Below are 22127 nucleotides of genomic sequence, written 5' to 3'. Positions count from 1 at the left end.
GGGGACGACGGGTCCCTTCTCCCATCAGGAGAAGACAGCGCCGGATGAGGGGACGGCGGCAATTCAACCGCGCAGATCGACGTTCAATGGCGCACCACCTGCCTGCCGAACCCTCACCCATTTCCCGCGTCACCCCACGCCGCCTACACCGATTCGCCGAACGCCTTGGCCAGGTTGCGGTAGGCCTTCTTCTGCGCATCGTCGGTGGGGGCCGGGGCCAGGATCTCCAGCTCCACGATCTGGTCGCCCGGGGTGGCGCCCGGCAGGCCGCGGCCGCGCAGGCGCAGCTTGCGGCCGGCGTCGGAGTCGGCCGGCACCTTCAATTCCACCGCCCCGCCCAGGGTCGGCACGCTGATCGTGGTGCCCAGTGCCGCCTGCCAGGGCATGACCTGCAAGGTGTACAGGATGTTGCGCCCGTCCACCTCGAACTGCGGGTGCGCGGCGTATTCGATCTCCAGCAGCAGGTTGCCGCCGCCATTGCCCTGCCCGCTCAGGCGGATCACCTGGCCAGGCTGCACGCCCTTGGGCACGCGCACGTCCAGCTGCTTGCCGTTGATGGTGATGCGCACGCTGTCGCCCGCGTACACCGCTTCCAACGGCACCGCCAGCTTGGCGCGGGTATCGCCGCGCGCCTGCGGCCCTGCGCCGGCACCAGCCCCCGGGCCGCGCGGCCGGCCGCCGCGCTGGCCGGCAAACAGGCTTTCGAAGAAATCGCTGAAGCCGCCACCGGCGCCGCCGTTGCCGAACACTTCCTCGAAGTCGTAGCCCTGCCCGCCGCCGTAGCTGGGCGGGGCCTGGAACTCGTCGCCCGGGCGGAAGCCCTGTGCCTTGAGCTGGTCGTACGCCTTGCGCTTGGCCGGGTCGCGCAGCGCCTCGTAGGCTTCGTTGATGGCCTTGAATTTGTCTTCGGCGCCGGCTTCCTTGCTGACGTCGGGGTGGTACTTGCGCGCGAGCCGGCGGTAGGCGGTCTTGATTTCCGCATCGCCTGCGCTGGGCTCCACGCCCAGCGTTGCGTAGTAATCCTTGAATTCCATCTAATCACCTCTGAAAAAAACGGCCCGCAGCCGAGGCCACGAGCCAGTCATATCGCAGCCGGGCGGGCAACCGCACCTATTCTACGGTGCGGTTGCCGCCGGGAAGCGAAGCAGGCCGCTTCGCTCCAGGTTTTGCGGCCTTACTGCACGGTGCCGCCGCTGGTGTCCTGGCCGGTGCCGACCTGGATGCGGCGCGGGGTGGCCGCCGGGCGCTTGGGGATGCGGATTTCCAGCACGCCGTTATGGCCGGCGGCGGTGATGCCGTCGGGGTCGGCACTGTCGGGCAGCGCGAAGCGGCGATGGAAGCTGCCGTAACGGCGCTCGATGCGCGAGAAACGCTCGGTCTCGGTGCTGGACTCGCTGTTGCGCTCGCCCTTGATCGACAGGATGCCCTTGTCCATCTGCACCTCGATCTGGCTGGGGTCGATGCCCGGCAGGTCGGCATACAGCACGAAGTGGTTGGGCTCTTCCTTGATGTCCACGCGTGGCACCCACTGCGCGGTCACCACCGCCGATTCGTCGGTGTCGCCGTTGTGCTCGAAGAAACGGTCGAACACGTGCTTGATCTCGTTTTGCAGCGCGTGGGTGGGCCACTGGGGATAACGAACGATGTTCATTGCGAGCCTCCAAAAGGTTGGGTGAGGGGCCGGCTGCCGCGGCGTGCGCACGTTGCGCCGGCCATGTGCGTCAAATAGGCGTGCGGCTGCGGATTTCAAGCGCGTTGACGCGCTTTTCCCCTGCCCCTTTCTAGAATTCGTTCAGCCACAGGAGCCCGCCCCATGACCATCCACGTTGGTGACCGCATTCCCGAAGTCGTGCTCAAGCGCCTGCGCGAGGGCATCGAGGCGGTCGACACCCACAGCCTGTTCGCGGGGCGCAAGGTGCTGCTGTTCGCGGTACCGGGCGCCTTCACCCCGACCTGCTCGGCCAAGCACCTGCCCGGCTATGTGGAGCACTTCGATGAATTCCGTAAACGCGGCATCGAGGTGCTGTGCACCGCGGTCAACGACCCGTTCGTGATGCAGGCCTGGGGCCGCAGCCAGCTGATTCCCGACGGCCTGCACCTGTTGCCCGACGGCAACGCCGAACTGGCCCGCGCGCTGGGCCTGGAGATCGACGCCAGCGGCTCGGGCATGGGCCTGCGCTCGCGCCGCTACGCGTTGTATGCCGACGATGCCGTGGTCAAGGCCTTGTTTGTCGAAGAACCCGGCGAATTCAAGGTGTCTGCCGCCGATTACGTGCTGCAGCACCTGCCCGATTGATGCATTGATTCCCCCCGTCCACTCAGAAGGAAACCGGCCAGCCATGTCTACCCAGCCAGCCAAGCAACTCCCCGGCATTACCGATACCGCCACCTTGCGCAACCGCGCACGCCAGAGCATCGAAGACGGTGCCATCACCGAGAGCTACCACGCCGACCGCGAGGCGGTGATCGACCTGCTCAACACCGCACTGGCCACCGAATACGTGTGCACCCTGCGCTACTACCGCCACTACTTCATGGCCAAGGGCATGCTTGCCGACGCGGTCAAGGGCGAGTTCCTGGAGCATGCGCAGCAGGAACAGGAACACGCGCACAAGCTTGCCGAGCGCATCGTGCAACTGGGCGGTGAACCGGACCTCAACCCGGACACGCTGACCAAGCGCTCGCATGCCGAATACAAGGAAGGCACCGACCTGCGCGACATGGTCAGGGAGAACCTGATCGCCGAACGCATCGCCATCGACAGCTATCGCGAGATGATCGATTTCATCGGCGACAAGGACACCACCACCAAGCGCATCCTGGAAAGCATCCTGGCCCAGGAAGAAGAGCATGCCGACGAGTTTGCGGACCTGCTGGAAGGCTGGATCGGCGAGTGAGTTGAGCGAGCCGCGTGATTGCAACGTAGCGATGCGTTGCGATCGATGGTGGCGTCGCATCGACAACGACATCGAAGACAAGTTGAAGTCGAAGTCGAAGTCGAAGTCGAAGTCGACTCGATGATGCAACAGACAGGGCGCCGAGAGCGCCCTGCCTGTTTTTTTTGTGCCGCCCAAGCGCTGCGTAGGAGCGCACCCGGGCGCGACGGGGCGTTACCGGGAATGCCCTGTCGCGCCCGGGTGCGCTCCTACGGGGGTTGCCGGCCACCGCACATGCCCGTTACCGACCCGGTCAGCGCAATACGCGAAAGCGCAGCTGTGTCCAGGCACCGTCGCTGGCCATTGCGGTGAGCGTATGCGTGCCGACTTCCGCGAAATCGCGCTGAAATCCCTGGCGTCCGTTGGTCTGTGCGATCCAGCGGCCGTCCAGCAACCAGTCGATGCGCGCATCGCTGCCCAGGGCACGCAGGTGCAGGCGCACCGGGCGCGATGCGGCGTTGGCACGCGCCAGCGTGGCGCGATCGCTCAGCCCGTCGATCCGCAGCACACCGCCACCGGTCATGCGTCCATCCGGCAGACAGTCCGCGGCCAGTGGTGGCAATTGCGCGGCCTTGCGCTCGGCCGCACTGAGCCAGGGCGACACCAACGCCGGCCAGCGTGCCACGGCCTGCGGCACGCGCTGATGCGGCTGGCTGCACTCCTGCGACAACCGCTGCCCGCTGCGCGCATCCACATCGAAATGCAGCTGCCCGCCGTGCCATAGCCGCGCATCGCGTTCGGCAAAGGTGGGCGGTACGGCGCCATCGAGCACGTAGGCGTCGGCGCGGCGTGCGCATTGCGCCGGTGGTGTCTGATCGGCCGCGCCGCCGAGCGGCCAGCAGATGGCCAGCGCCTGCACGGTGGGCGGCATCGGCACCGGCGCGCTGTCGCCGGCGCTGCGGGGCAAGGCGTCGATGACTTCGAACATCAACGGCAACGCGGTGACGGCGCCGTACTGGCCGGGCAGCGGCGTGCCGTCCGGCCGCCCCACCCACACCCCGACCGTGTAGCGGCGCGTGCCGCCGATCGCCCACGCATCGCGGTAGCCGTAGCTGGTGCCGGTCTTCCAGGCCACGCCCGGGCGCGCAGTGGTGTCGAAGGTCCCGCCGCCATACCCGGGGCGCGGATTGCTCTGCAGGATCTCGCGCACGATCCAGGCCGCGCCCGGCGACATCAGCCGGCGCTCGATGCGCGGATCGGCCGGCGTGTAGCGCACGCGCCCGGCGATGCCGCCGCGATTGAGCGCCGCAAAGGCACCGACCAACTCCTGCAGTTGCGCACCGGTGCCGCCCAATATCAATGCAAGCGACGGCGTGCTGCCATGTGCGAAACGCAGGCCGATGCCGGCATTGGACAGCCGCGCGGCAAACCGCGCCGGGCCGATCCGGTCGAGCAGGTCCACCGCCGGCACGTTCAACGACAACCGCAACGCCGTCGCCGCGCTCACCGGGCCATTGAAGGCCGCATCGAAATTGCCGGGCCGGTAGCTGCCAAAGCTCTGCGGGGCATCCACCAACAGGCTTTCGGAGTGGATCACCCCATCGTCCAGGGCCATGCCATACAGAAACGGCTTGAGGGTGGACCCGGGCGAGCGCCAGGCCTGCACCATGTCCACATGCCCCAGCCGCTTGCGATCGCCGAAGCTGGCCGAACCCACATACGCGCGCGCTTCCATGCTGGCATTGTCCACCACCAGCAAGGCGGCCGAGGTGCGCTCGGGCAGCTGCGAGAAATAGGTGGCCACGCGCTCCTCCAGGGTGCGCTGCAGTTCGACATCCAGCGTCGTGACGATGCGCGCTGCACGTGGTTGCGCGCCGTGCAGCCGCTGCGCGAGCAAGGCTGCATGCAACGGTGGTGTGAGCGAGCGCGTCACCACCGGCTCGATCCGCGCATCGTCCACCTGCGCGCGCGACCACACTCCCAGCTCCACCATGCGGTCGAGCACCTTGTCGCGCGCGCGTTGCGCGACCTCGGGATGGCGATCCGGGCGCAGGCGGCTGGGCGATTGCGGCAATACCGCCAGCAATGCGGCTTCGGCCTGCGACAAGGCCTTGGCCGGCTTGCCCAGATACGCCCAGCTGGCCGCTTCCACGCCTTCGATGGTGCCGCCGTAGGGCGCGCGCTCCAGATACAGCGTCAGAATCTCGCGCTTGCTCAGGTGCGCTTCCAGCTGCAGCGCGCGCAACAATTGCTTGGCCTTGCCCCACGGTGTGCGCGTATGCGGGTCGAGAATGCGCGCCACCTGCATGGTCAGCGTCGAGCCGCCGGAGACGATGCGCCCCTGCCCGATCCACTGCCCGCCGGCACGCAGCAGGCCCCACGGATTGACCCCGGGATGGCGCCAGAACCAGCGGTCCTCGTAGTTCAGCAACGCCTGCAGGTACAGCGGCGACACACTCTGCGGGCTGGCCGGATAGCGCCACACCCCGTTGCGGTCGGCGAAGGCGCGCAACGGCGTGCCATCGCGTGCCACCACCAGCGTGGAGGTGTCGCGCGACTTGGGCAGTGGCAGCGGGAAGGCCAGGTCCAGCAGCAACACGGCAGACAGCAGTGCTACAGCGCCCCAGCGTAGCCCTGTCAGCCAGCGGCGGCCATGCCGGGCCACACCATCGTCGCCAGCGGCGCGTTCCTGCGTCCGGTCGGTCCTTGCCTGCACGTGCTGCTGCTCATCCATCCTGCCAAGGATGCAGGGCAAAACGCATTTCGGCCACTATCGCGCGGCATGCTGTGGCAACGCGCGATCAACGTTGCTGCACGCTGCTGCCTTACGCGAGGACACGCGCGCTAGCCCACGCCCGCCGCACGCAGCGGGCGAGGCGGCCGTGCAAACAACCGCAACAAGCCCATCGCCAGGAACACCGCAGACAAGCGCAACGCAATGCCGAGCCAGCCACTGGCCGCCGAATCGGAGACTGCAAAGACGGTCCAGGCCGCGTTGAGCGAGACATGCAACACCCATCCGCTCCAGATCGTGTAGCCATCCTGGGCGTCCACGATGGCAAACAACAGCGCACCGACACCGGTAATGGCGAAGATCAACAACGCCTCGCCACCTCCACCGCCGGCCCCGAGCCAATGCACGCCGCCAAACACAAGCGCCTGCACCAGCGCGGCGATCGCCGGGCGCCATGCCAGCGCACGGCAGGCAAAGACGAAGCCGAAACCGCGAAAGACGATTTCTTCGGCCAGCGGAAACAGCAGTGCCAGCCACAGCAGGCCGAGCAGATCGTCGGTACCGACCGAGCTGGACTGCGTCCACAGCCCAAGCCAGCACGGCAGTGTGGCCAGCAACGTCAGCGCAGGGCCACGTATGCCGTTCCAGCGCAGCCCCAGACGCGCCGCGAGTTCGCCTGGCATGCCAGGACGCAGCAATGCCGCTGCGACCAGCACGACCACCACGCTGAGCAGATTGTCGGCAATCCCGCCGCCGTAGGGCACCGGAATTTTCGGGATTGGAAAACCAAGGGCCTTGGCCACATCACGCACCTGCAGCGCGACCAGCAGCACCACCAACCAGACCGCATGCCGACCGACACGGCGCGGGGGTGTATCGAGCGGCATGCAGACGTCCTTGCGTGCAAACAGCGGGTGACTATACCGCTGGCGGCGACATCGGCGCAGCGTCCGGGGTTGATGTGGCGCGACCAGATTCGGTTCGCATCGCGCGCCAGCTGCCTGCCGCAATGCAATGGGCCGCCTACTGCTGCTCCAGCGCGGCGCGATAACGCAGCAAGGCTTCCGGCGCGTCGGTCTGGATGATCGACACGCCATCGCGGTACAGGCGGCCCCAGACCTTGTCCGGGTCGCGCACCGCATCGGCGTCGCCACCGTAGCCGGCAATGAAGCCGTCCCACAACGAGTTGACCATCAGCCGCACCTTGTGCGCCTTGCTGACCGCCGCCAGCGCCGGCAACTGCGCTGCGGTCATCCTGGGCAGCTCGAACGCAGCCGGATGTGCGTTGCGCGTCTGCGCAGTGGCAATCGCCGCCAGATCGGCAGTGCTATGTGCGTTGATCAGGATCGGGAAGAAATAGACCTTGTCGAACGGCAGCATCGCGGCCAGTGGCGGCGTGGCGATGCCGGCTTCGGCCTTGACGATCACCTGGTGCTGCATACCGGCACGGGCAACCGCATCGACCACCTGCACGTAGATCGCATCCTTGACGTCCAGGTTGAGCAGGATGTGGCCCTTGGAGGCGGCCAGCATCTGCTCGAGCGTGACCACGCGTTGGTCGGTCAGCGGCGCCTGCGCGCCACCTTCGTCGCTGCGCAGCCGCAATTTTTGCAGGTCGGCCAGGGTCAGCTCTGACAGCTTGCCGGTGCCGTCGGTGGTGCGGTCCACGGTGGCGTCGTGCAGCATCACCAGGGTGCCATCGGCGGCGCGGCGCACGTCGGTCTCCATCACGTCGGCGCCGATGGCGATGCAGCGCTCCAGTGCGGCCAGCGAATTCTCCGGTGCGCTGTCCTTGAAACCATGCTCCGGTGCCGGTGCATGGCAACCGCGATGGGCCACCACCACGATACCGCCGCCGGGATTGCTCAGCCGGGCCTGGATCGCGGCGACGCCGCCAGGTGCTGCGCTGGCAGGGGCGACAAGCGCCGCGCCCAGCATGGCCGCGACGGCGGCGACAGAACGTAAGGTCATCGAACAACTCCGCTTGTAGGAAGTAACAGAATGACTGCGCTTTTCGTCAGGGGCGCGCGGCAGGCAGACGATGCGAGGGCTGCCATGCGTAGACCTCGCTTGCTGCATCTGCCGACGTCCGCTTGCCGCAGTACGGTCGCCGCTTAGAGCGTCGGCGTAAAGCGCAGGCCGAACCAGTAGGTCGTAGGCACCGAATAACTGTCCTTGAGCAGGTTCTGCCCGGGCCCAGTCACGCTGGTGATGCGGCTGTGGGTGAGGTTGCTGACCTGGCCGATCAGGCTGAGCTGCTTGCTGATCGCATAGGTGGCGGTGAAATCCAGCTGCGAACGCGGCGACCAGTACAGATCCTGCCAGTCGATGTTGCTGACGATGGCGCGCAAGGCCTTGCCCTGGCGATTGTAGGCCGCACGCAGCTCCAGCCCGCCGGTGTTGTAGAACAGCGTGGCATTGGCGGTGTAGTCCGGCTGGCCGACCAGGTTGTCGAGCTTGCGCTCGCGCTGGCGCACGTTGCTGCCGCTGCCGACGCTGTAGGGCACATCCAGGCTGCCATCGAGCACCGCAACATTCGCGCTGAAACCGACCCCACTCAACCACGGTGCAATCGGCGCCAGGGTGTTGACGATGCCGTTGAATTCCACACCGCGGATGCGCGCCTTGGCAGCATTGGCCGGCGTGCTGATCAGCGCGTTGGCATAGGTGGTGCCGTCGAAGCTGAAGCTGTCGGTGCGCGAGAGCGTAAAGATCTCGTCCTGGATGCGCTTGTCGAACACGGCCGCGGACGCGAACGCGTCGAAGTCGCCGGGCACGCGCCATTCCAGCGACAGATCCAGGTTATTGGACACGCGCGGCTTGATGTCCGGGTTGCCGATGGTGACGGTGACGCCTTGCGCATTCGGGTTGCCGGCATCGGCGGTGTTGACGAAGCCGATCGAAGTGCGCGCCGCATACGCATCGTATGGCGGGCGGCCAAGCGTACGGCTTGCGCCGGCGCGCAGGTCCAATGCATCGCTCAGGTGGTAGGTCATGATGGCCGAGGGCAGCAGATAATCGTAGTCCGCGTTGGTCGGGTTATCGACATACACATAGCGATTGGTCGCCGTATCCAGCTGCCGCTGGCGGCCGACCGTGTTGAGCCTGGTGCTGTCGAAATGCAGGCCGCCCTGCACGTTGAAACGCTCGCTGCGGTAGCTGACCAAGCCATAGCTGCCGAAGGTCTTTTCGGTATGGGTGAAGTTGTCCTGGTTGCTGAAGGCCTGCTGGTCGGTGCTGTTGAACGCGCTCAGCGGCGTGGCGGCCAACGCGCGATTGGCCTTGTCGGGATCGATGGTGATCAGGTTCAGGCCGGCATAGCGCATCGGCGCCCTGCCGGTACCCGCCACATCGGCCAGGCCCAACGCCGGCGCACTGGTATTGGGCTGGTACTCGACGCGATAGATATCGTAGGACGGTTTATCGGTGGTATACGACACGCCTGCCGCAAAGCCGATGCCCTGGTCGCTCTCGCCCTGGTTGAACCCATAGTCGAGCCGGCCGGTGAGAATGCGATCGGCGGCGGTGCGTTTGTAGTCCGGGCGCCAGTACGACAGGCTGTAGTTGCCCAGATCATTGTAGGCCTGCGGCGACACCCCGAAGCGCTGGTCGAAGCCGGAGGTGTCGTAGTTGAACGCGTAATCGGGCGTGGCATTGACGGTCACGCCGCTGCCGGTCTGGCCCACCGGTACCGGCGCGGCGCGGGTGATGCCGGTGGCGTACTTGATCATGCGGATCGGCTCGTCGTAGGTCGCATCCGACCACGCCCCGCGCGCGGAGAACTGCTGCCGGTCGGTGGGCCGCCAGATCGTGCCCAGTTGCGCGACCTTGGTGCGCGTGGTGACGATCTGGTTCGAGTAGCCCACTTCGATGTCGCCACCGGGGTAGCTGCCGGAGGTGGCGGTCTGGTTGAACACCTGGCCACGGTTGCGCGGGTCGATGATGACCTCGTTGCGCTCCATGTTGTCCTTGAAATAATAGTAACCGGTCGTTGCATAGGCCTCGAGCGCGGCACTGGGATGCACCTCGAACTTGCCGGTGACACCGTAACGGTCGCGCTGGTTCTGCACGTACCAGTACTTGTCCTGCTGCGGCACCGCCCAGCCATTGCCGAGATTGGCGCCGGTCTGCAGCACGCCGTTGCTGTCGTAGAACCCGTAATGCACCGTGTCGGTGGTCATGTGGGTTTCGGTGTAGCTGCTCAGCGTCTGGTAGTTGGCCGACAGCGTAAAACCGTACTGCTGCTCGCTGCCGAAGGTGCGGCTGCCGGTGGCGTTCAAACGATAGCCGGGGTCGTCCTGATCACGCGGCTTGCCGACATCGTTGGCGTGGCCGAGTGCGGCTTCGGCGCTGAAGAACGGCTTGCCGCCGTTTTCGAAGGCGCTGCGTGTCTTGAGGTTGATCGCACCGCCGGTCGCATTGGGATCCAGGTCGGGCGTGAAGGTCTTGACCACCTGCAACTCGCTGACCATCGATGCCGGCAGCAGATCCAGCCGCACGCCGCGGGTGATCGAGCCGAGCGTGCCGTTTGGCGTGCCGGGCGAGGCGATGGTCAGCCCGTCGATGGTGACGTTGTTGTAGGACGGGCCCAGGCCGCGCAGCACCGGTGTGGCAGCCTCGTCGCGCGGATGTTCGTTGTCGGTGGCCGGCAATACCGACAGGCCGGGCACGCGGCGCAGTGCTTCGACGATGGTGCTGTCGGGCAAGGCGCGCACATCGGTGGCGCTGATCACATCGGTGATGTTGGTCGCCGCGCGCTTGCTTTCCACCGCGGCGGCATTGGCACGGCGCACGCCGGTGACCTGCATGGCGTCGAGCGTTTGCACGCCGGTTTTGCTGGTGGTGGCCGGTGCGTCGGGGTCGGCTGCATCGCCTTGCGACGCTACTGGCGATGTAGCCGATGCAGGGTCTATCGATGCAGCGTCTGTGGAATCTGCAGATGCCTCTGCTGACAACGCAGAGCGTTGCTTTGCAGCCGCAACGTCGGCATCGGGCGTGGCAGCCTTGTCACTGTTGGCCGTCGCTTCGAACGTGGTCGCCTCGTCATTATTCGCTGTAGCTGCGCTCGTTAATGGGCTCGCGGTTGCGCCCCTCGCCGTAGAAGACGCCTCAGCTGAGGCGTCGGCTGGAATCGCCGCGCGCTCGCTTGCGTAGGCCTGCAAAGCAGGCGAACAGGCCGCAATGGCCACGGCGAGAACGGACAGGGGCAAACGGTACGAATCGGAGCGCTGCATGGAATCCCGGGATCGCGCAGCAAGGACGCCGCGCCGATGAGAAAGCACGCCACCGTAGCCAGCAAAAATGACCCTTGCGTGTCGCTGGCGTCGCATCGAAAAGACAGCGCGCAACGGTGTCGCTGGATGCGAAGCAGGCAGTTAGCTGTTCGCGAAAACCTTCTGCGCGACGCGGGAAAGCCCCCTCCCCCTCCGGGAGAGGGGTTGGGGCGAGGGTACGGGGCGAAGCCACTCGGCGGTGAATGACATGAGGCTTCGCACGTACCCTCATCCGCCCCTGCGGGGCACCTTCTCCCGAGGGGAGAAGGGAGAGTTTCAGTGGCCCGCCAGGGATGGCTCGGCCCTACGGCTGCACCACCGTCATCGTCGCCGGCGTGCTGCGCCCCACGCCGCGCAGCTCGGGGCGGTACATGTCTTCCACCAACGATGGCGGCACCGTGTAGGTGCCCGGGGTGACGGCGCGCACCAGGTAATACAGCTGCGCCTTGCTGCCCGAGGAGAGCGCCAGCGCGGCCACATAACGGTCGTCGCGGAACTCTTCGTGCTTGACATCGGCGGCGCTGGAACGCTCGCTGATGCCGATGCCGTCCACCACCACATCGGCCCACTGTTTGGCATCGCCGAGATTGAAGTTCTCGATCTCCAGCCCGGCCGGCAACAGGTCGGTCAGCAGTGCGTCGGGCATGTCGCTGTTGGCGGTGATGGCCACGCGCACGATCAACGCCTCGCCTTCCTTCAATGCACGCGGCGTCCACGGTTTGCCGTCGGTGGTGTACCAGCTGCGCTCCACGCTGAGGGTGCGCGTGTCCGGCTCCGGCGCGCTGCGCGGGATGCCGGCCACTTCCAGGCTGGCGTACATCGGGGCCTCGCCCTGCGGCGCGAACTGCACGCCGCGCGCCAAGGCGGCGCTGTCGAAACTGCGCCCGAACAGGCGCGCCGGCGCGATCTGCTGCGTTTCGCCGCCCACGCTCAAGGTGCCGGAGACCTGCTTGCCCTGCCCGACCATCAAGGCCTTGCCCAAGCGCGCCAGAGCCACCTGCTCCTGCGTGCTCAGCCACAGCCAGCCGGTGGCGCGACGTGCATCCAGTGCACGGCCCAGCGCGACAGCGCGGGTGTCGTACTCGGGCCTGGACAGGCCACGCTCGTGCAGCAGCGCCATCATCAAGGCATCGTCGCGGATCGCGCTGCCGTAATCGGCGAAGTACGACGGGCGTTCGCTGCTGTCCTTGGCAAAACCGGCCTTGATCGCCGCCTGCCCACGCTTGGTGTCGCCCTGCAGCGACAATGCCGCCCCCAGATGCACCAGCGACAGACCGGTCAGCGCCTTGTCGCGCTGGTTGTCGTACAGCGCACGCAGCGTGCCCAACGGGGCGCGGTTGACGCGTGCCAGCACGTAGCCGGACCAGGCCTGGTTGGCGAACTTCAGGCTGTCGCGGCGATCCTGCCCGTAGAACTCGTTGCCGCCGGACAGCAGGTCCTCGCTGAGCCGATTGAGCGCCTTCTGCAGCACGTTGTCGGGCACCGCAAAACCGGCGTCCTTGGCATCGAGCAGGAACTCGGCGATGTACGGGGTCAGGCCCGGATTGACGTAGCCGTCGTCGCCCCACATCGAAAAATGCCCGCTGGCGATCTGCATCGAAGCCAGGCGACCGAACGCGCCTTCCATGCGCTCGCGGCGCTTGGCCGCCTCCAGCCCCTTGGTGCCCAGCGCCCGGGCGGTGGCGTCGTCGAGCAACAGCGCGGCGTAGCCCTTGCTGGTGGTCTGCTCGGCGCAGCCGTACGGGTAGTCCAACGCACCCTGCAGGGCGCTGGCGAACGGAATCGGCGGCAGCGGGCTGACCACCATGCGCGCGGTCACCGAGCCGGCCATCAGGCCATCGGCAAAGCCGCTGTCCAGGCTGATCGGTGCCAGCGGATCGAGCACGCGCGTCTGCGCACGCAGCACCTGCGGCCAGCCGGCACGCACCGGCAGGTCGTAGCTGCGGTCGGCCTTGAAGCCGTTGCCGTCCACGCGCACGCGCACCTTGGCCACGCTATAGCCTTCGGTGGCGCTCAGCGGGAAGCTCAGCGTCTGCTTGGCATCCACACCGAGCTTGACGCTGCGCGCGGCCTCGGCGATGGCCAGTGGGCCGATCCCGTCCACGCGCACGTTGAACTCGCCCGGCTTGCCGGTGAAGTTCTGCACGTCCAGCGTCACCGTGCTGCGGTCACCCGGCGCCATCACGCGCGGCATGCTGGCCTCGGCCAGGATCGGCGCGCGCACCACGGTTTCCATGGACTGATTGCCGAACCGCGTCTCCGAATACACCAATGCCGAGACCCGCAAGGTGCCGTTGAAATCCGGCACCGGCAGTTGCACGCGCGCATTGCCCCGGGCATCGAGTTTCACTGAGCCGGAGAACAGGTCCACGGTCTGCACGCGCGCGGTCGGGCGCTTGGCTTGCGGCAAGGCTTCCAGCGCCATGTCGCCGCCGAACTTGAGCTTGCCGCTGGCGCCTTCGAAGCTTTCGATCACCCGCCCGTAGATATCGTAGGCATCGGTACCCAGGCGTCGCTGCGCGAAGAACTGCGCATTGGCATCGGGCACCGGGAAGCGGGTGATGTTGAGGGTGCCCACGTCCACCGCCGAGATGGTCACGTGCGCCGCCTTGCCGGCCAGCTCCGGCACGCTCACCGTCACCGGCAAGGCCTGCTCGGGGCGCATCTGCTTGGGTGCAGCCAGGCCCACCGCCACACGCCGCGCCTTGCGGTCCATCGGCACATATGCCACGCCCACCGCGCGCGCCGGGGTGATCTTGCTCGGCGCACTGCCGCCGCGGAACACCAACGCGGTGACGTACACATCGTGGCGTTCCCAGGCCTCGGTGACCGGAATGTCGAACGTGCTCCCCGGCTTGACGTCGATGTCCTGCACGTACAGCAGCTTGTCGCTTTCCACCAGCAACACGCCCTTGCCGGCATGCGGCGGGGTCAGCGTGACGGTGAGCGTGTCGCCGGCGCGGTAGCCGGTCTTGTCCAGCGCCAGCTTCACCTTGTCCGGGCGCGCGTCCAGGCCGCGGTTTTCGTCGTTCCAGCTCCAGCCGGCGCGGAACGGGTAGCGTGTGGTCAGCCCGGTGGCCGGGTCGAACACGTCCAGGCGGTACTCGCCCCACTCCACCGGAAACTCGAGCTTGGCGTTGCCGCCGGCGATGTCGAGCGTGCGCGTGTCCTTGTTCTCGAAGCGGCGGGTGAAGTCGTAATCCCAATGGTCGTCGGTGTAGTTCCAGTGGTAGTCGCGTAGCTCGCGCACCAGCGTGGCCTTCAGGCCCTTGGCCGGTTGCGGCTTGCCATCGGCATCCACGCGGGTGAGTTCGAAGCGTGCGGTGCCATTGGCATCGGTGCCGTCCTTGTCGTCGAACAAGGGGCGCACGCCGACCAGCGCCTTGGCCGGCCACAGCACGCGCTTGACGGTGCGGGTGACGGTGCGCCCGCCGGTCTCGTAGACGCTGCCCGAGACCACCGCGGCAATCGTGCTGACCGGCCTGGCTTCGGCCGGCAGCGCAATGTCTTCGCGCAACACGCCGTCGCTGCCGAACGTGGTATCGATCACGTCCTTGGCCTCGCGCGGCAGTTCCAGCGTGGGGTCGCCGAAGAACCAGCCCGGCAAGGACGCGAGCGGATGCTGCTCGACGCTGACCGCCAGCTTGGCGGTGAAGCGGTTGCCGTCGGCCGGCGCGCCGTACAAGTACGCGGCATTGGCGAGCAGCGTGAACGGCTGACCGGCGCTCAGGGTCTTTTGTGTGCTGTCCAGATCCAGCTTCATGCGTTCGGGCAGGAACTCTTCCACGCGCACGCTCATGCCCTGCACGGCGTCCTTGCTGGCCGGATCGGTGCGGAATTCCACCTGCCAGCGACCGGTCGGCGCATCGGCCGGAATCTGCTGGGTGAACTCGAAATAGCCCTGCTCGCCCGGCTGCAGCCGGGTCTCGCGGAAGGTCTTGCCGTCCGGCTGCTTGAGCCGCAGGAAGACCGGCTGCGGCTTGGTGGGCTTGCCGTCGTTGTCGCGCAGGATCGCCGACACGCGCATGGTCTCGCCGGGGCGATACAGGTCGCGGCCGGCCCAGGCGAACACGTCGAACCAGGCGCTTTCGCGCCCGGCCACCGCGAATTCGCTCAGGTCCAGCGCCGGCTGGTTGAACGGCAGCACCGAGATATCGGTCTTGCTGCGCGCCACCAGCACATGGCCGGCATCGAGCGTGTAGTTGAGCAGCGCATTGCCGTTGCCGTCGGTGGCACCCTTGAGGAACAGCTCGCCCTTGGCATCGAGGATGCGCACTTCCACGTTCTTGATTGGCTCGCCGCTCTGCAACGAGGCGGTGTGCACGAACAGCTTGTCCTTGTAGGCGCGCGTATGCAGGCCGATGTCGCTGACGGTGAAGAACGCCGTCTCCTGTTCGTTCTCGAAGCTGCCGGAGCGCTTCATCACCGCAAAGTACAGGCCCGGCTCCTGCAGCTCCTTGATGTCCTGCGTGGGCAGGTAGGTCAGCACGCGCTCGTTCTGCTTGCCGCCCAGGATGAAACGATTGACGTACACCGGCTCGGCCAGCCTGGACAGCGGTTGTTTGTCGTTGTATTCGCTCTCCAGCTCCCAGCTGCCGCGACGGCCGCCGCGCTGGAACTGCTGGAAGAACGCCGGCAGTGACTTCTCGCGCACACGCAGGAACTCCACGTCCACTTCCGGCACGTTGACCGACACCACCGGCAGGCCGCGGCTTTCGCGCGCCGGCAGCACGCTGCCTTGCGAGGCGAACCCGGCCACCGGCTTGAGCGCGCCGGTGTAGACCTTCTGCTTGAGCGGCTTGCCCAGGCGGCTGCCATCGGCCGCCAGCAGGTTGGCGTCGACCAGCACGGTGTAGTCCTTGGCCGCTTCCACGTACGGGTAGCGCAACGTCTTGCCATCGTCGGACAGCGTCCAGCTGCTGTCGCCGGTGCCGACCTTTTCCTCGAAGCGCACCAGCGCATCGAAGTCCTGGGTGCCGACCAGCGGCCGCGAGAATTCCAGCGCCAGCGACAGCCCGTCGCTGGTCTGGTCGGGATAGGCGCGCGCCAGCGCAAAACCGGTGATCGCCTGCTTGTCGGCCTTGATCGCCTCGCCGCTGGCGGCAGGCAACTGGCCGCTTTCGTTGCGCTTGCACGCCACCGCGCCGATCGCCACGCACAGCAATACCACCCACAGCAACATCCGCCGCGTGCCCGACCACCTCATCCCTGATTCCCTGCTGTCCATTCGCGCTACCCCATGACTGAGGACGTAAGTATAGCGATGCCGTTCACGTCACCGATGGCGGCATGAGGCGACGCAGGGACTTGCCGATGGGCGGCGATGATGCGCCACCTGGCCAGCGCTGCGATGGCACCTGCGTGCCCGACCGACGGTAAGCGCAGTGGTTTGACGCCGGTCCATGGCAGGTCGCTGAGTTGCCGCTTGGCTGCAGGGTCCTTGCCCGCCCACCATCGCGGGACACGCCGCAAGTACGTCTCTGTAGGCTCTTACGCGGCATCCATGCCGCGTAAGAGCCCGCGACGGTGGGCGGGCAAGGACCCGTCGAGATGGTCGGTGTGCAGGGGCGCAAACAGGGCGTGGCGTGCATTGTTCGGATGATGGTGCGTCCAACAAACGTTCCATCACAAGCAGAGCAGCAAGCAGGCTTTCAACAAAGCAACCGACGCATTTTCTGGTGTGGTGTCCTCGCCGATTGCGGGACCGTGTGGCGGCATGGATGCCGCCACCGAGCCTACACGGACGTACTTGCGGCGTGTCCCGCGAGCGGTGAGGGCACCGCGCGCACGACCAACCAGGCTTTTGACTGCATCCCAAAGTGCGGCCAATAAAACCACTGCGCTCGCCACCAAGCGGGCGCTCACCACACTTTGAAAGCCACTCCTAGCGCAACTGCAGCACCGTGCGCATGTACAGGTCGATCAACGCCGGCTTGTCCGCGCGCAGGCAGGCCTGGACGTTCGGCGTGCCTGTGCCTTCGCGGGTGTACCCCTGCGCATCGACGTCCAGGTGCAACGGCGTGGTCGGGCACAGTGCGGGGCGCAGCAGCCAGGCCACCGGCACCGCGTCGAACAAGGTCGGCGTGGCGCTGGCCCAGGGCTGGTCGGTGTTGCGCCACTGGTAATACAGCTGGGTGAGCGCATCGGTGAGCCCGTCGCCGTGTGCAAACAGCGCGACGCGCTCGGGCTCTTCCAGCGGAACCTGGGTGGCGTCCAGGGGCAGCAACACGATCGGCACGCCGGCCGCGAACACCCGCTGCGCCGCCGGCACATCGGCCAGGATGTTGTACTCCGGCGCCGGCGCACTGGCCGGCCGATACGCCGACTTGCCATAGCCGACCCGGACCGAGCCGCCCATCGCCACGATGCGCTTGAGCCTGGCAAAGCCGGCCGGGTCGCGCTGCTGCGCCAGTGCAGCGTCGGTCATCGGCCCCAACACCAGCAAGGTCACCTCGCCGGGGTGCAGGCGCGCCTGCTGCAGGATCATCGCCGCCGCATCCGGCAGCTTGCCTGGCGCCTGTCCCCTGGCGGCCCAGCGCGCCTGGCTGAAGGGGATCGCGCTGGTGGTGCGTGCACCCACCGCCAACGGGATCTCGCTGCACCCGGCCTGCTGCAACAGGCGCTGCAGCAACTGCGCGCGCAAGCCGGTGTCGCCCCAGGCCGATGCGATGCCCAGCACCCGCAGCTGCGGGCTGCGCAGCAACAACCCCAGCGCAAATGCATCGTCGATGTCGTCGCCGATATCGGTGGAGACCACCAGCAACTCGGTGGATGTGGGTGTTGGCGGCGCCTGCGCTGCGGTCACGGCAGGCGTCTGCCCCCATGCCACTGCCGATGCGCACCACAGCCCCAGCATCCACCACGCGTTTCGCCATCTCTGCTGCATGTATCTGCTCCTGCGACCATAAAAAAACCGCCGGCGTGTCGGCCGGCGGTTCAATCGTGCTACACCACCACGCCGATCAGAAGTTGGCGCGGAACTGCGCACCGACGATGCGCGGGTCGTTGATGAAGCCGGTGAGGTTGTTGAAGTCGATCGCACCGGTCACACGGATCTGGTTGGTGCAGTTGCGGCAGAACACCGACACCTCGTACGCGCCCGCGCCCCAGTTGTAGCCGATCTTGGCGCCGCCTTCGACCAGCGGCTGGCCGGTGAACTCCTTGGAGTCGTACAGGAAGAAGTTCACTTCGCTGCGGTAGGACCAGTCGGTGTAGAAGAACAGCTCGCCGTCGTTGCCCATCGGGATGCCGTAACGCAGGGTGGCGTTGGCCATCCACTTGGCAGCCTGCGGCAGGTCGTTGCCGTCGATGATGGCGTTGCCGGCCGCGTTGAGCGGGTCGGTCACGGTGCAGGTGCGGCACACGCCCACCGACAGCGCCGGGTCGTCGATGCGGGTCCAGTTGTAGGCGCCGCCGGCGGTGACGCGCAGGTTCTGGGTGAGCAGCGCTTCGAAGTCGAACTCGGCGCCGCGCGCCTTGGTCTTGTCGGCGTTGAGCAGGCGCACGTCGTTGGAGACGCCGCCCACCGCGGTGAGCTGCTGGTTCTTGACGCGGAAATCGTAGATGTCGAAGCTCAGGCGCGCGCGGTTGTCGAACAGATCCGACTTGATGCCGATCTCGAACGAATCCACCGTCTCCGGCTCGGCCACGGTCAGCGGCGCGGTGCCCGAGGGCACGCCGAAGCTGGCGCCGCGGAAGCCGCGTGCCGCACGGGCGTACACGTTGACGTCGTCGTTGATGGCGAAGGTGGCCGCCAGATCGCCGGTGACCTTGGAGTTGTCGGTCTCGCCGCTGGACGGCTCGACCAGCGTGACGCGATCCAGCGCCAGCACGTCGAAGGTCTTCTTGTCGTAGGTGTAGCGGATGCCGGCGCGTAGGTTCAGGCGATCGGTGGCCGCATAGTTCAACGAGCCGAACGCCGCCCACGAGGTATTGCGCTGGCGGGTCAGCTGGTAGCTGGCCAGATCGCCGCCGCTGAAGGTGTTGTAGGTGTAGTTTTCGCCTTCCACGTCGTCGTGGAAGTAGTACAGACCGGCCTGCCAGTTGAGCGGGCCCTCGTACTGCGATTCGGCGCGCAGTTCCTGGCTGTACTGGTCCAGGCTCTTGATGCCGCCGGCGGTTTCCACCGGGAACGGAATCACGCCCGGGCCGGACGGCGGTGCGAATACCGCGCCGAAGCCGCCGTCGATGTCGCCGCGGCTGTAGTACTTGCCGATGCCTTCGTATGCGGTGATCGAGTGCAGCGCGATGTCGCCCAGGTCCCAGGTCAGGTTGGCGCTGCCGCCATAGGTCTGCAGTTCTTGGTTGTTGGCGCCGTCGATGAAGGACTTCTCTTCGTCAAAGCCGTCCACCAGCTGGTTGGTGCCGGGCTGGATGACGTTGGCGCGGAACAGCCGCGCGGTGCCGTCCAGGTGACGCGCATGCGCGTTGAACAAGGCGCTGAAATCGTCGCTGGCCTGGTACAGCAGCTGCAGGCGCACGGCCGAATCGGTATAGCCTTCCAGATCGCGGCCGTCGCGGTTTTCCACCCAGTCGTCGCGGCGCTGGCCCAGCGTGGACAGACGCGCCGCCCAATGGTCGCCCATGGCGATGCTCAGGCCGCTCTCCAGGGTCATGGTGCCGTAGGTGCCGTAGGACAGGCTGGCGTAGCCGTCATTGGCGCCGATGGCCGGCTTGACCGAGTTGAACTTGACCACGCCGGCCGGCGTGTTGCGGCCGAACAGCGTGCCCTGCGGGCCGCGCAGCACTTCCAGGCCTTCCAGATCGAAGATCGGGAAGCCCTTCAGGAATGCGTTTTCCTGCACCACGTCGTCATAGATCAGCGACACCGGCTGCGAGGCATAGGTGTTGAAGTCGGTGTTGCCGTAGCCGCGGATGTACACGCGCGGGAACACACGGCCGTTGGACGATTCGATGTTGAGGCTGGGCGCCTTGCCCGCGAGCACGCGGATATCCGAGCCGCTGGTGGAGATGGCATCCAGGAATTCCGGACGCAGCACCGATGCCGAGACCGGCACGTCCTTGGAATCTTCCGAGCGGCGCTCGACCGTGACCTTGACCGCGTCCAGGCGCACGACACCGTCGTCGCCGGGCGCCTGCTGGGCAGCGGCATGAAGCGGGAGAAGGGAAGCAACGGCAACGGCGAGCGCGCTGATCTTGAGCGACCGGCTAGCGGACATGGGAAGACTCCGAATTCGGTTGGCGGAGCGGCCTGATCTGCATGCCGCGTTGCAACAGAATTAACACGATTTACACAAATTTGGCAGAGCGCGTGCGAAAAAGTTTTCCGAATTCAAAAAGGCGTTCGAATTAATGCAACACGCGCATGCAATTTGTGCATTGGGGCCTGCCCGGTCTCAGCGGGCGATCAGCCGCCACAGACGGCGTCGACCGGCACCCGCACCCAGCCTTCCATCAGCACCCGCGCACTGCGGCTCATCAGTGCCTTGGTCACCTGCCACTGGCCGTCCACCAGCTGCGCCTCGGCGCCGACGCGCAAGGTCCCGGAGGGATGCCCGAAACGCACCGCAGAACGCGCCGCGCCGCCCGCTGCCAGATTGACCAGGGTGCCGGGCACCGCGGCCGCGGTGCCAATCGCCACCGCGGCGGTGCCCATCATGGCGTGGTGCAGCTTGCCCATCGACATCGCGCGCACCAGCAGATCGAGCTCGGCGGCATGCACCGGCTTGCCGCTGGACGCGGTGTAATCGGCCGGCGGCGCCACGAACGCCACCTTCGGCGTGTGCTGCCGCGTCGCTGCGTCTTCCACCTTCGCAATCAAGCCCATCCGCACCGCGCCGTGCGCACGCAGGGTCTCGAACATCGTCAATGCACGCGGGTCGCCATTGATCGCTTCCTGCAGCTCGGTACCGGTATAGCCCAGGTCGCGCGCGTTGACGAAGATGGTCGGAATGCCGGCATTGATCAGCGTCGCGGCGATCGTGCCCAGGCCGGGAACCTCCAGCTGATCGATCAGCCTGCCGGTGGGAAACATCGCGCCGCCCTCGCCTTCGGCAGCGTCGGCCGGGTCGAGGAATTCCAGCTGCACCTCGGCGGCCGGAAAGGTCACCCCATCCAGTTCGAAGTCGCCGGTTTCCTGCACCTGACCATCGGTCATCGGCACATGCGCCACGATGGTCTTGCCGATATTGGCCTGCCAGATCCGCACCGTCGCCACACCATCGCGCGGTACCCGCGCGGCATCGACCAGGCCATTGGCAATCGCAAACGGCCCCACCGCCGCCGACAGGTTGCCGCAGTTGCCGCTCCAGTCCACGAACGCGCTGTCGATGGATACCTGCCCGAACAGGTAGTCCACATCGTGCCCGGCGCGCGCGCTGGCCGACACGATCACGCCCTTGCTGGTGCTGGAGGTCGCCCCACCCATGCCGTCGATCTGCTTGCCGTACGGGTCGGGACTGCCGACCACCCGCAGCAACAACGCATCGCGCGCAGGCCCGGGCAATTGGGCGGCAGCGGGCAGGTCCTGCAAGCGAAAGAACACGCCCTTGCTGGTGCCGCCACGCATGTAGGTGGCCGGAATGCGGAGTTGGGGAGCCAATGCCATGAGCGTTCCTTGGAAACGACGTGCGGATGTATTGAGGAAAAGTCTACGTGACGCATCAATACGCTATCGCGATGCGTCACCGTGAAGATCTCAAGCAAACAATCCTGCGCAGATCAGAACGGCAATTGCGCCTGGTCCGTCAGGAGGCCATCGGGTCGCAATTGCCAACATGCGATGCGCGCATAGTGATACGGCCGCCCCCCGCCTTCGACCAACAACACCTCGGTGGCATGCCAGGTGATAGGCACAATGGGCTGGTTCAACTTGCTTGGCGCCGCATAGCTAATCGTGACGTGCGGCGTATGTCCGCTTGCAACACGAAAGCCTTCGGCACGCAGCGCTGCTGCAATAGCAGCCTGTAACGCAATGAACGCAGGTGGATTGCCTTCTGCCCGAAATGCCCAATGCACTGGGTCTGTTCCGCGACTGGTAATTCGATTCAAGCAAAACGTGACTGCCTGGGCATCGAGGCGATCACCCGCGCGCAGCATGGCCGCACGCGCAGCAGATCCTTCAAACCGATCCGAGACTGACTGATGCCAGTTGCCAGGATCGAAATAGGCATCGCCAAGCATCGCATCGAGGCGGTGTGCAGCCACGGCATCGACCATGGCCGCAAGCACCTGCGGTGCCGGCTTGAGCATGAAGATCAATCGCGAAGACTCGGCCATGACGCT

At 66.5% G+C, this 22127-nt stretch carries 13 protein-coding genes and 1 pseudogene; 3 read left to right on the top strand and 11 right to left on the bottom strand.

Annotated elements, in window-relative coordinates:
- Window positions 1-143: 143 nt before the first annotated feature.
- Together CPBF1521_RS05830 and CPBF1521_RS05825 are read right to left on the bottom strand one after the other, a co-directional pair.
- Window positions 144-1034, bottom strand: coding sequence for a DnaJ C-terminal domain-containing protein (locus CPBF1521_RS05830; RefSeq protein WP_115676307.1), 891 nt, complete (start codon window positions 1032-1034; stop codon window positions 144-146).
- Window positions 1035-1174: 140 nt separating this feature from the next.
- Window positions 1175-1651 carry an Hsp20/alpha crystallin family protein gene (locus CPBF1521_RS05825; protein ID WP_104582350.1) on the bottom strand — a complete coding sequence of 159 codons (477 nt, stop codon included), beginning with the start codon at window positions 1649-1651 and terminating at the stop codon, window positions 1175-1177.
- A 162-nt stretch (window positions 1652-1813) separates the two neighbouring features.
- Here CPBF1521_RS05825 and CPBF1521_RS05820 point away from each other — a divergent pair, with 162 nt between their 5' ends.
- Both CPBF1521_RS05820 and CPBF1521_RS05815 read left to right on the top strand, forming a co-directional pair.
- Window positions 1814-2296, top strand: a complete 483-nt coding sequence (locus CPBF1521_RS05820) for a peroxiredoxin (protein WP_104582349.1) — start codon at window positions 1814-1816, stop codon at window positions 2294-2296.
- Window positions 2297-2339: 43 nt separating this feature from the next.
- Window positions 2340-2897 carry a ferritin-like domain-containing protein gene (locus CPBF1521_RS05815; RefSeq protein ID WP_104582348.1) on the top strand — a complete coding sequence of 186 codons (558 nt, stop codon included), beginning with the start codon at window positions 2340-2342 and terminating at the stop codon, window positions 2895-2897.
- 292 nt (window positions 2898-3189) lie between these two features.
- Here CPBF1521_RS05815 and pbpC read toward each other — a convergent pair whose 3' ends face one another.
- The 5 genes from pbpC to CPBF1521_RS05790 all read right to left on the bottom strand — a co-directional run bounded on the left by pbpC (window position 3190) and on the right by CPBF1521_RS05790 (window position 16089).
- Window positions 3190-5610 (bottom strand): penicillin-binding protein 1C, encoded by a 2421-nt coding sequence (gene pbpC, locus CPBF1521_RS05810; protein ID WP_115676306.1) that lies wholly within the window; start codon window positions 5608-5610, stop codon window positions 3190-3192.
- A 110-nt stretch (window positions 5611-5720) separates the two neighbouring features.
- Window positions 5721-6497 carry a CPBP family glutamic-type intramembrane protease gene (locus CPBF1521_RS05805; protein ID WP_235858398.1) on the bottom strand — a complete coding sequence of 259 codons (777 nt, stop codon included), beginning with the start codon at window positions 6495-6497 and terminating at the stop codon, window positions 5721-5723.
- Window positions 6498-6633: 136 nt separating this feature from the next.
- Window positions 6634-7581, bottom strand: coding sequence for a glycerophosphodiester phosphodiesterase family protein (locus tag CPBF1521_RS05800; protein WP_181901103.1), 948 nt, complete (start codon window positions 7579-7581; stop codon window positions 6634-6636).
- A gap of 143 nt (window positions 7582-7724) precedes the next feature.
- Complete coding sequence (locus CPBF1521_RS05795; protein WP_115676305.1) at window positions 7725-10844, bottom strand: TonB-dependent receptor; 3120 nt, start codon at window positions 10842-10844, stop codon at window positions 7725-7727.
- Window positions 10845-11187: 343 nt separating this feature from the next.
- A complete protein-coding gene (locus CPBF1521_RS05790) occupies window positions 11188-16089 on the bottom strand; it encodes an alpha-2-macroglobulin family protein (protein WP_181901102.1) in 4902 nt (1633 codons plus the stop codon).
- A gap of 444 nt (window positions 16090-16533) precedes the next feature.
- Here CPBF1521_RS05790 and CPBF1521_RS21865 point away from each other — a divergent pair.
- A pseudogene (locus CPBF1521_RS21865) lies at window positions 16534-16715 on the top strand (hypothetical protein); the annotation flags it as partial.
- Between the two features lie 52 nt (window positions 16716-16767).
- Here CPBF1521_RS21865 and CPBF1521_RS05780 read toward each other — a convergent pair.
- From CPBF1521_RS05780 to CPBF1521_RS05765, 4 genes are all read right to left on the bottom strand, one after another.
- Window positions 16768-17739: a nucleoside hydrolase gene (locus tag CPBF1521_RS05780; protein WP_115676303.1), complete on the bottom strand. Its 972-nt coding sequence runs from the start codon at window positions 17737-17739 to the stop codon at window positions 16768-16770.
- A 106-nt stretch (window positions 17740-17845) separates the two neighbouring features.
- Window positions 17846-20062, bottom strand: coding sequence for a TonB-dependent receptor (locus CPBF1521_RS05775; RefSeq protein WP_115676302.1), 2217 nt, complete (start codon window positions 20060-20062; stop codon window positions 17846-17848).
- A 188-nt stretch (window positions 20063-20250) separates the two neighbouring features.
- Window positions 20251-21450, bottom strand: a complete 1200-nt coding sequence (gene prpF, locus CPBF1521_RS05770) for a 2-methylaconitate cis-trans isomerase PrpF (RefSeq protein WP_115676301.1) — start codon at window positions 21448-21450, stop codon at window positions 20251-20253.
- A 113-nt stretch (window positions 21451-21563) separates the two neighbouring features.
- Entirely contained in the window at window positions 21564-22121 is a 558-nt protein-coding gene (locus CPBF1521_RS05765; RefSeq protein ID WP_115676300.1) for a 2'-5' RNA ligase family protein, read from the bottom strand.
- Window positions 22122-22127 lie beyond the last annotated feature (6 nt).

Origin of the sequence: Xanthomonas euroxanthea, from assembly GCF_900476395.1 — a bacterium.
GTDB classification, from domain to species: Bacteria; Pseudomonadota; Gammaproteobacteria; order Xanthomonadales; family Xanthomonadaceae; genus Xanthomonas; species Xanthomonas euroxanthea.
The sequence above is the reverse complement of the archived record's forward strand: the minus strand, read 5'-3'. Positions and strand labels throughout refer to the sequence as shown.

Bases quoted from the DNA above. Each gene is read 5' to 3' on its own strand.
- prpF (WP_115676301.1), bottom strand. From the start codon at position 21,450: ATGGCATTGGCTCCCCAACTCCGCATTCCGGCCACCTACATGCGTGGC.
- CPBF1521_RS05780 (WP_115676303.1), bottom strand. From the start codon at position 17,739: ATGCTGGGGCTGTGGTGCGCATCGGCAGTGGCATGGGGGCAGACGCCT.
- CPBF1521_RS05795 (WP_115676305.1), bottom strand. From the start codon at position 10,844: ATGCAGCGCTCCGATTCGTACCGTTTGCCCCTGTCCGTTCTCGCCGTG.
- CPBF1521_RS05800 (WP_181901103.1), bottom strand. From the start codon at position 7,581: ATGACCTTACGTTCTGTCGCCGCCGTCGCGGCCATGCTGGGCGCGGCG.
- CPBF1521_RS05830 (WP_115676307.1), bottom strand. From the start codon at position 1,034: ATGGAATTCAAGGATTACTACGCAACGCTGGGCGTGGAGCCCAGCGCA.
- CPBF1521_RS05805 (WP_235858398.1), bottom strand. From the start codon at position 6,497: ATGCCGCTCGATACACCCCCGCGCCGTGTCGGTCGGCATGCGGTCTGG.
- CPBF1521_RS05820 (WP_104582349.1), top strand. From the start codon at position 1,814: ATGACCATCCACGTTGGTGACCGCATTCCCGAAGTCGTGCTCAAGCGC.
- CPBF1521_RS05815 (WP_104582348.1), top strand. From the start codon at position 2,340: ATGTCTACCCAGCCAGCCAAGCAACTCCCCGGCATTACCGATACCGCC.
- pbpC (WP_115676306.1), bottom strand. From the start codon at position 5,610: ATGGATGAGCAGCAGCACGTGCAGGCAAGGACCGACCGGACGCAGGAA.
- CPBF1521_RS05775 (WP_115676302.1), bottom strand. From the start codon at position 20,062: ATGTCCGCTAGCCGGTCGCTCAAGATCAGCGCGCTCGCCGTTGCCGTT.
- CPBF1521_RS05825 (WP_104582350.1), bottom strand. From the start codon at position 1,651: ATGAACATCGTTCGTTATCCCCAGTGGCCCACCCACGCGCTGCAAAAC.
- CPBF1521_RS05765 (WP_115676300.1), bottom strand. From the start codon at position 22,121: ATGGCCGAGTCTTCGCGATTGATCTTCATGCTCAAGCCGGCACCGCAG.
- CPBF1521_RS05790 (WP_181901102.1), bottom strand. From the start codon at position 16,089: ATGAGGTGGTCGGGCACGCGGCGGATGTTGCTGTGGGTGGTATTGCTG.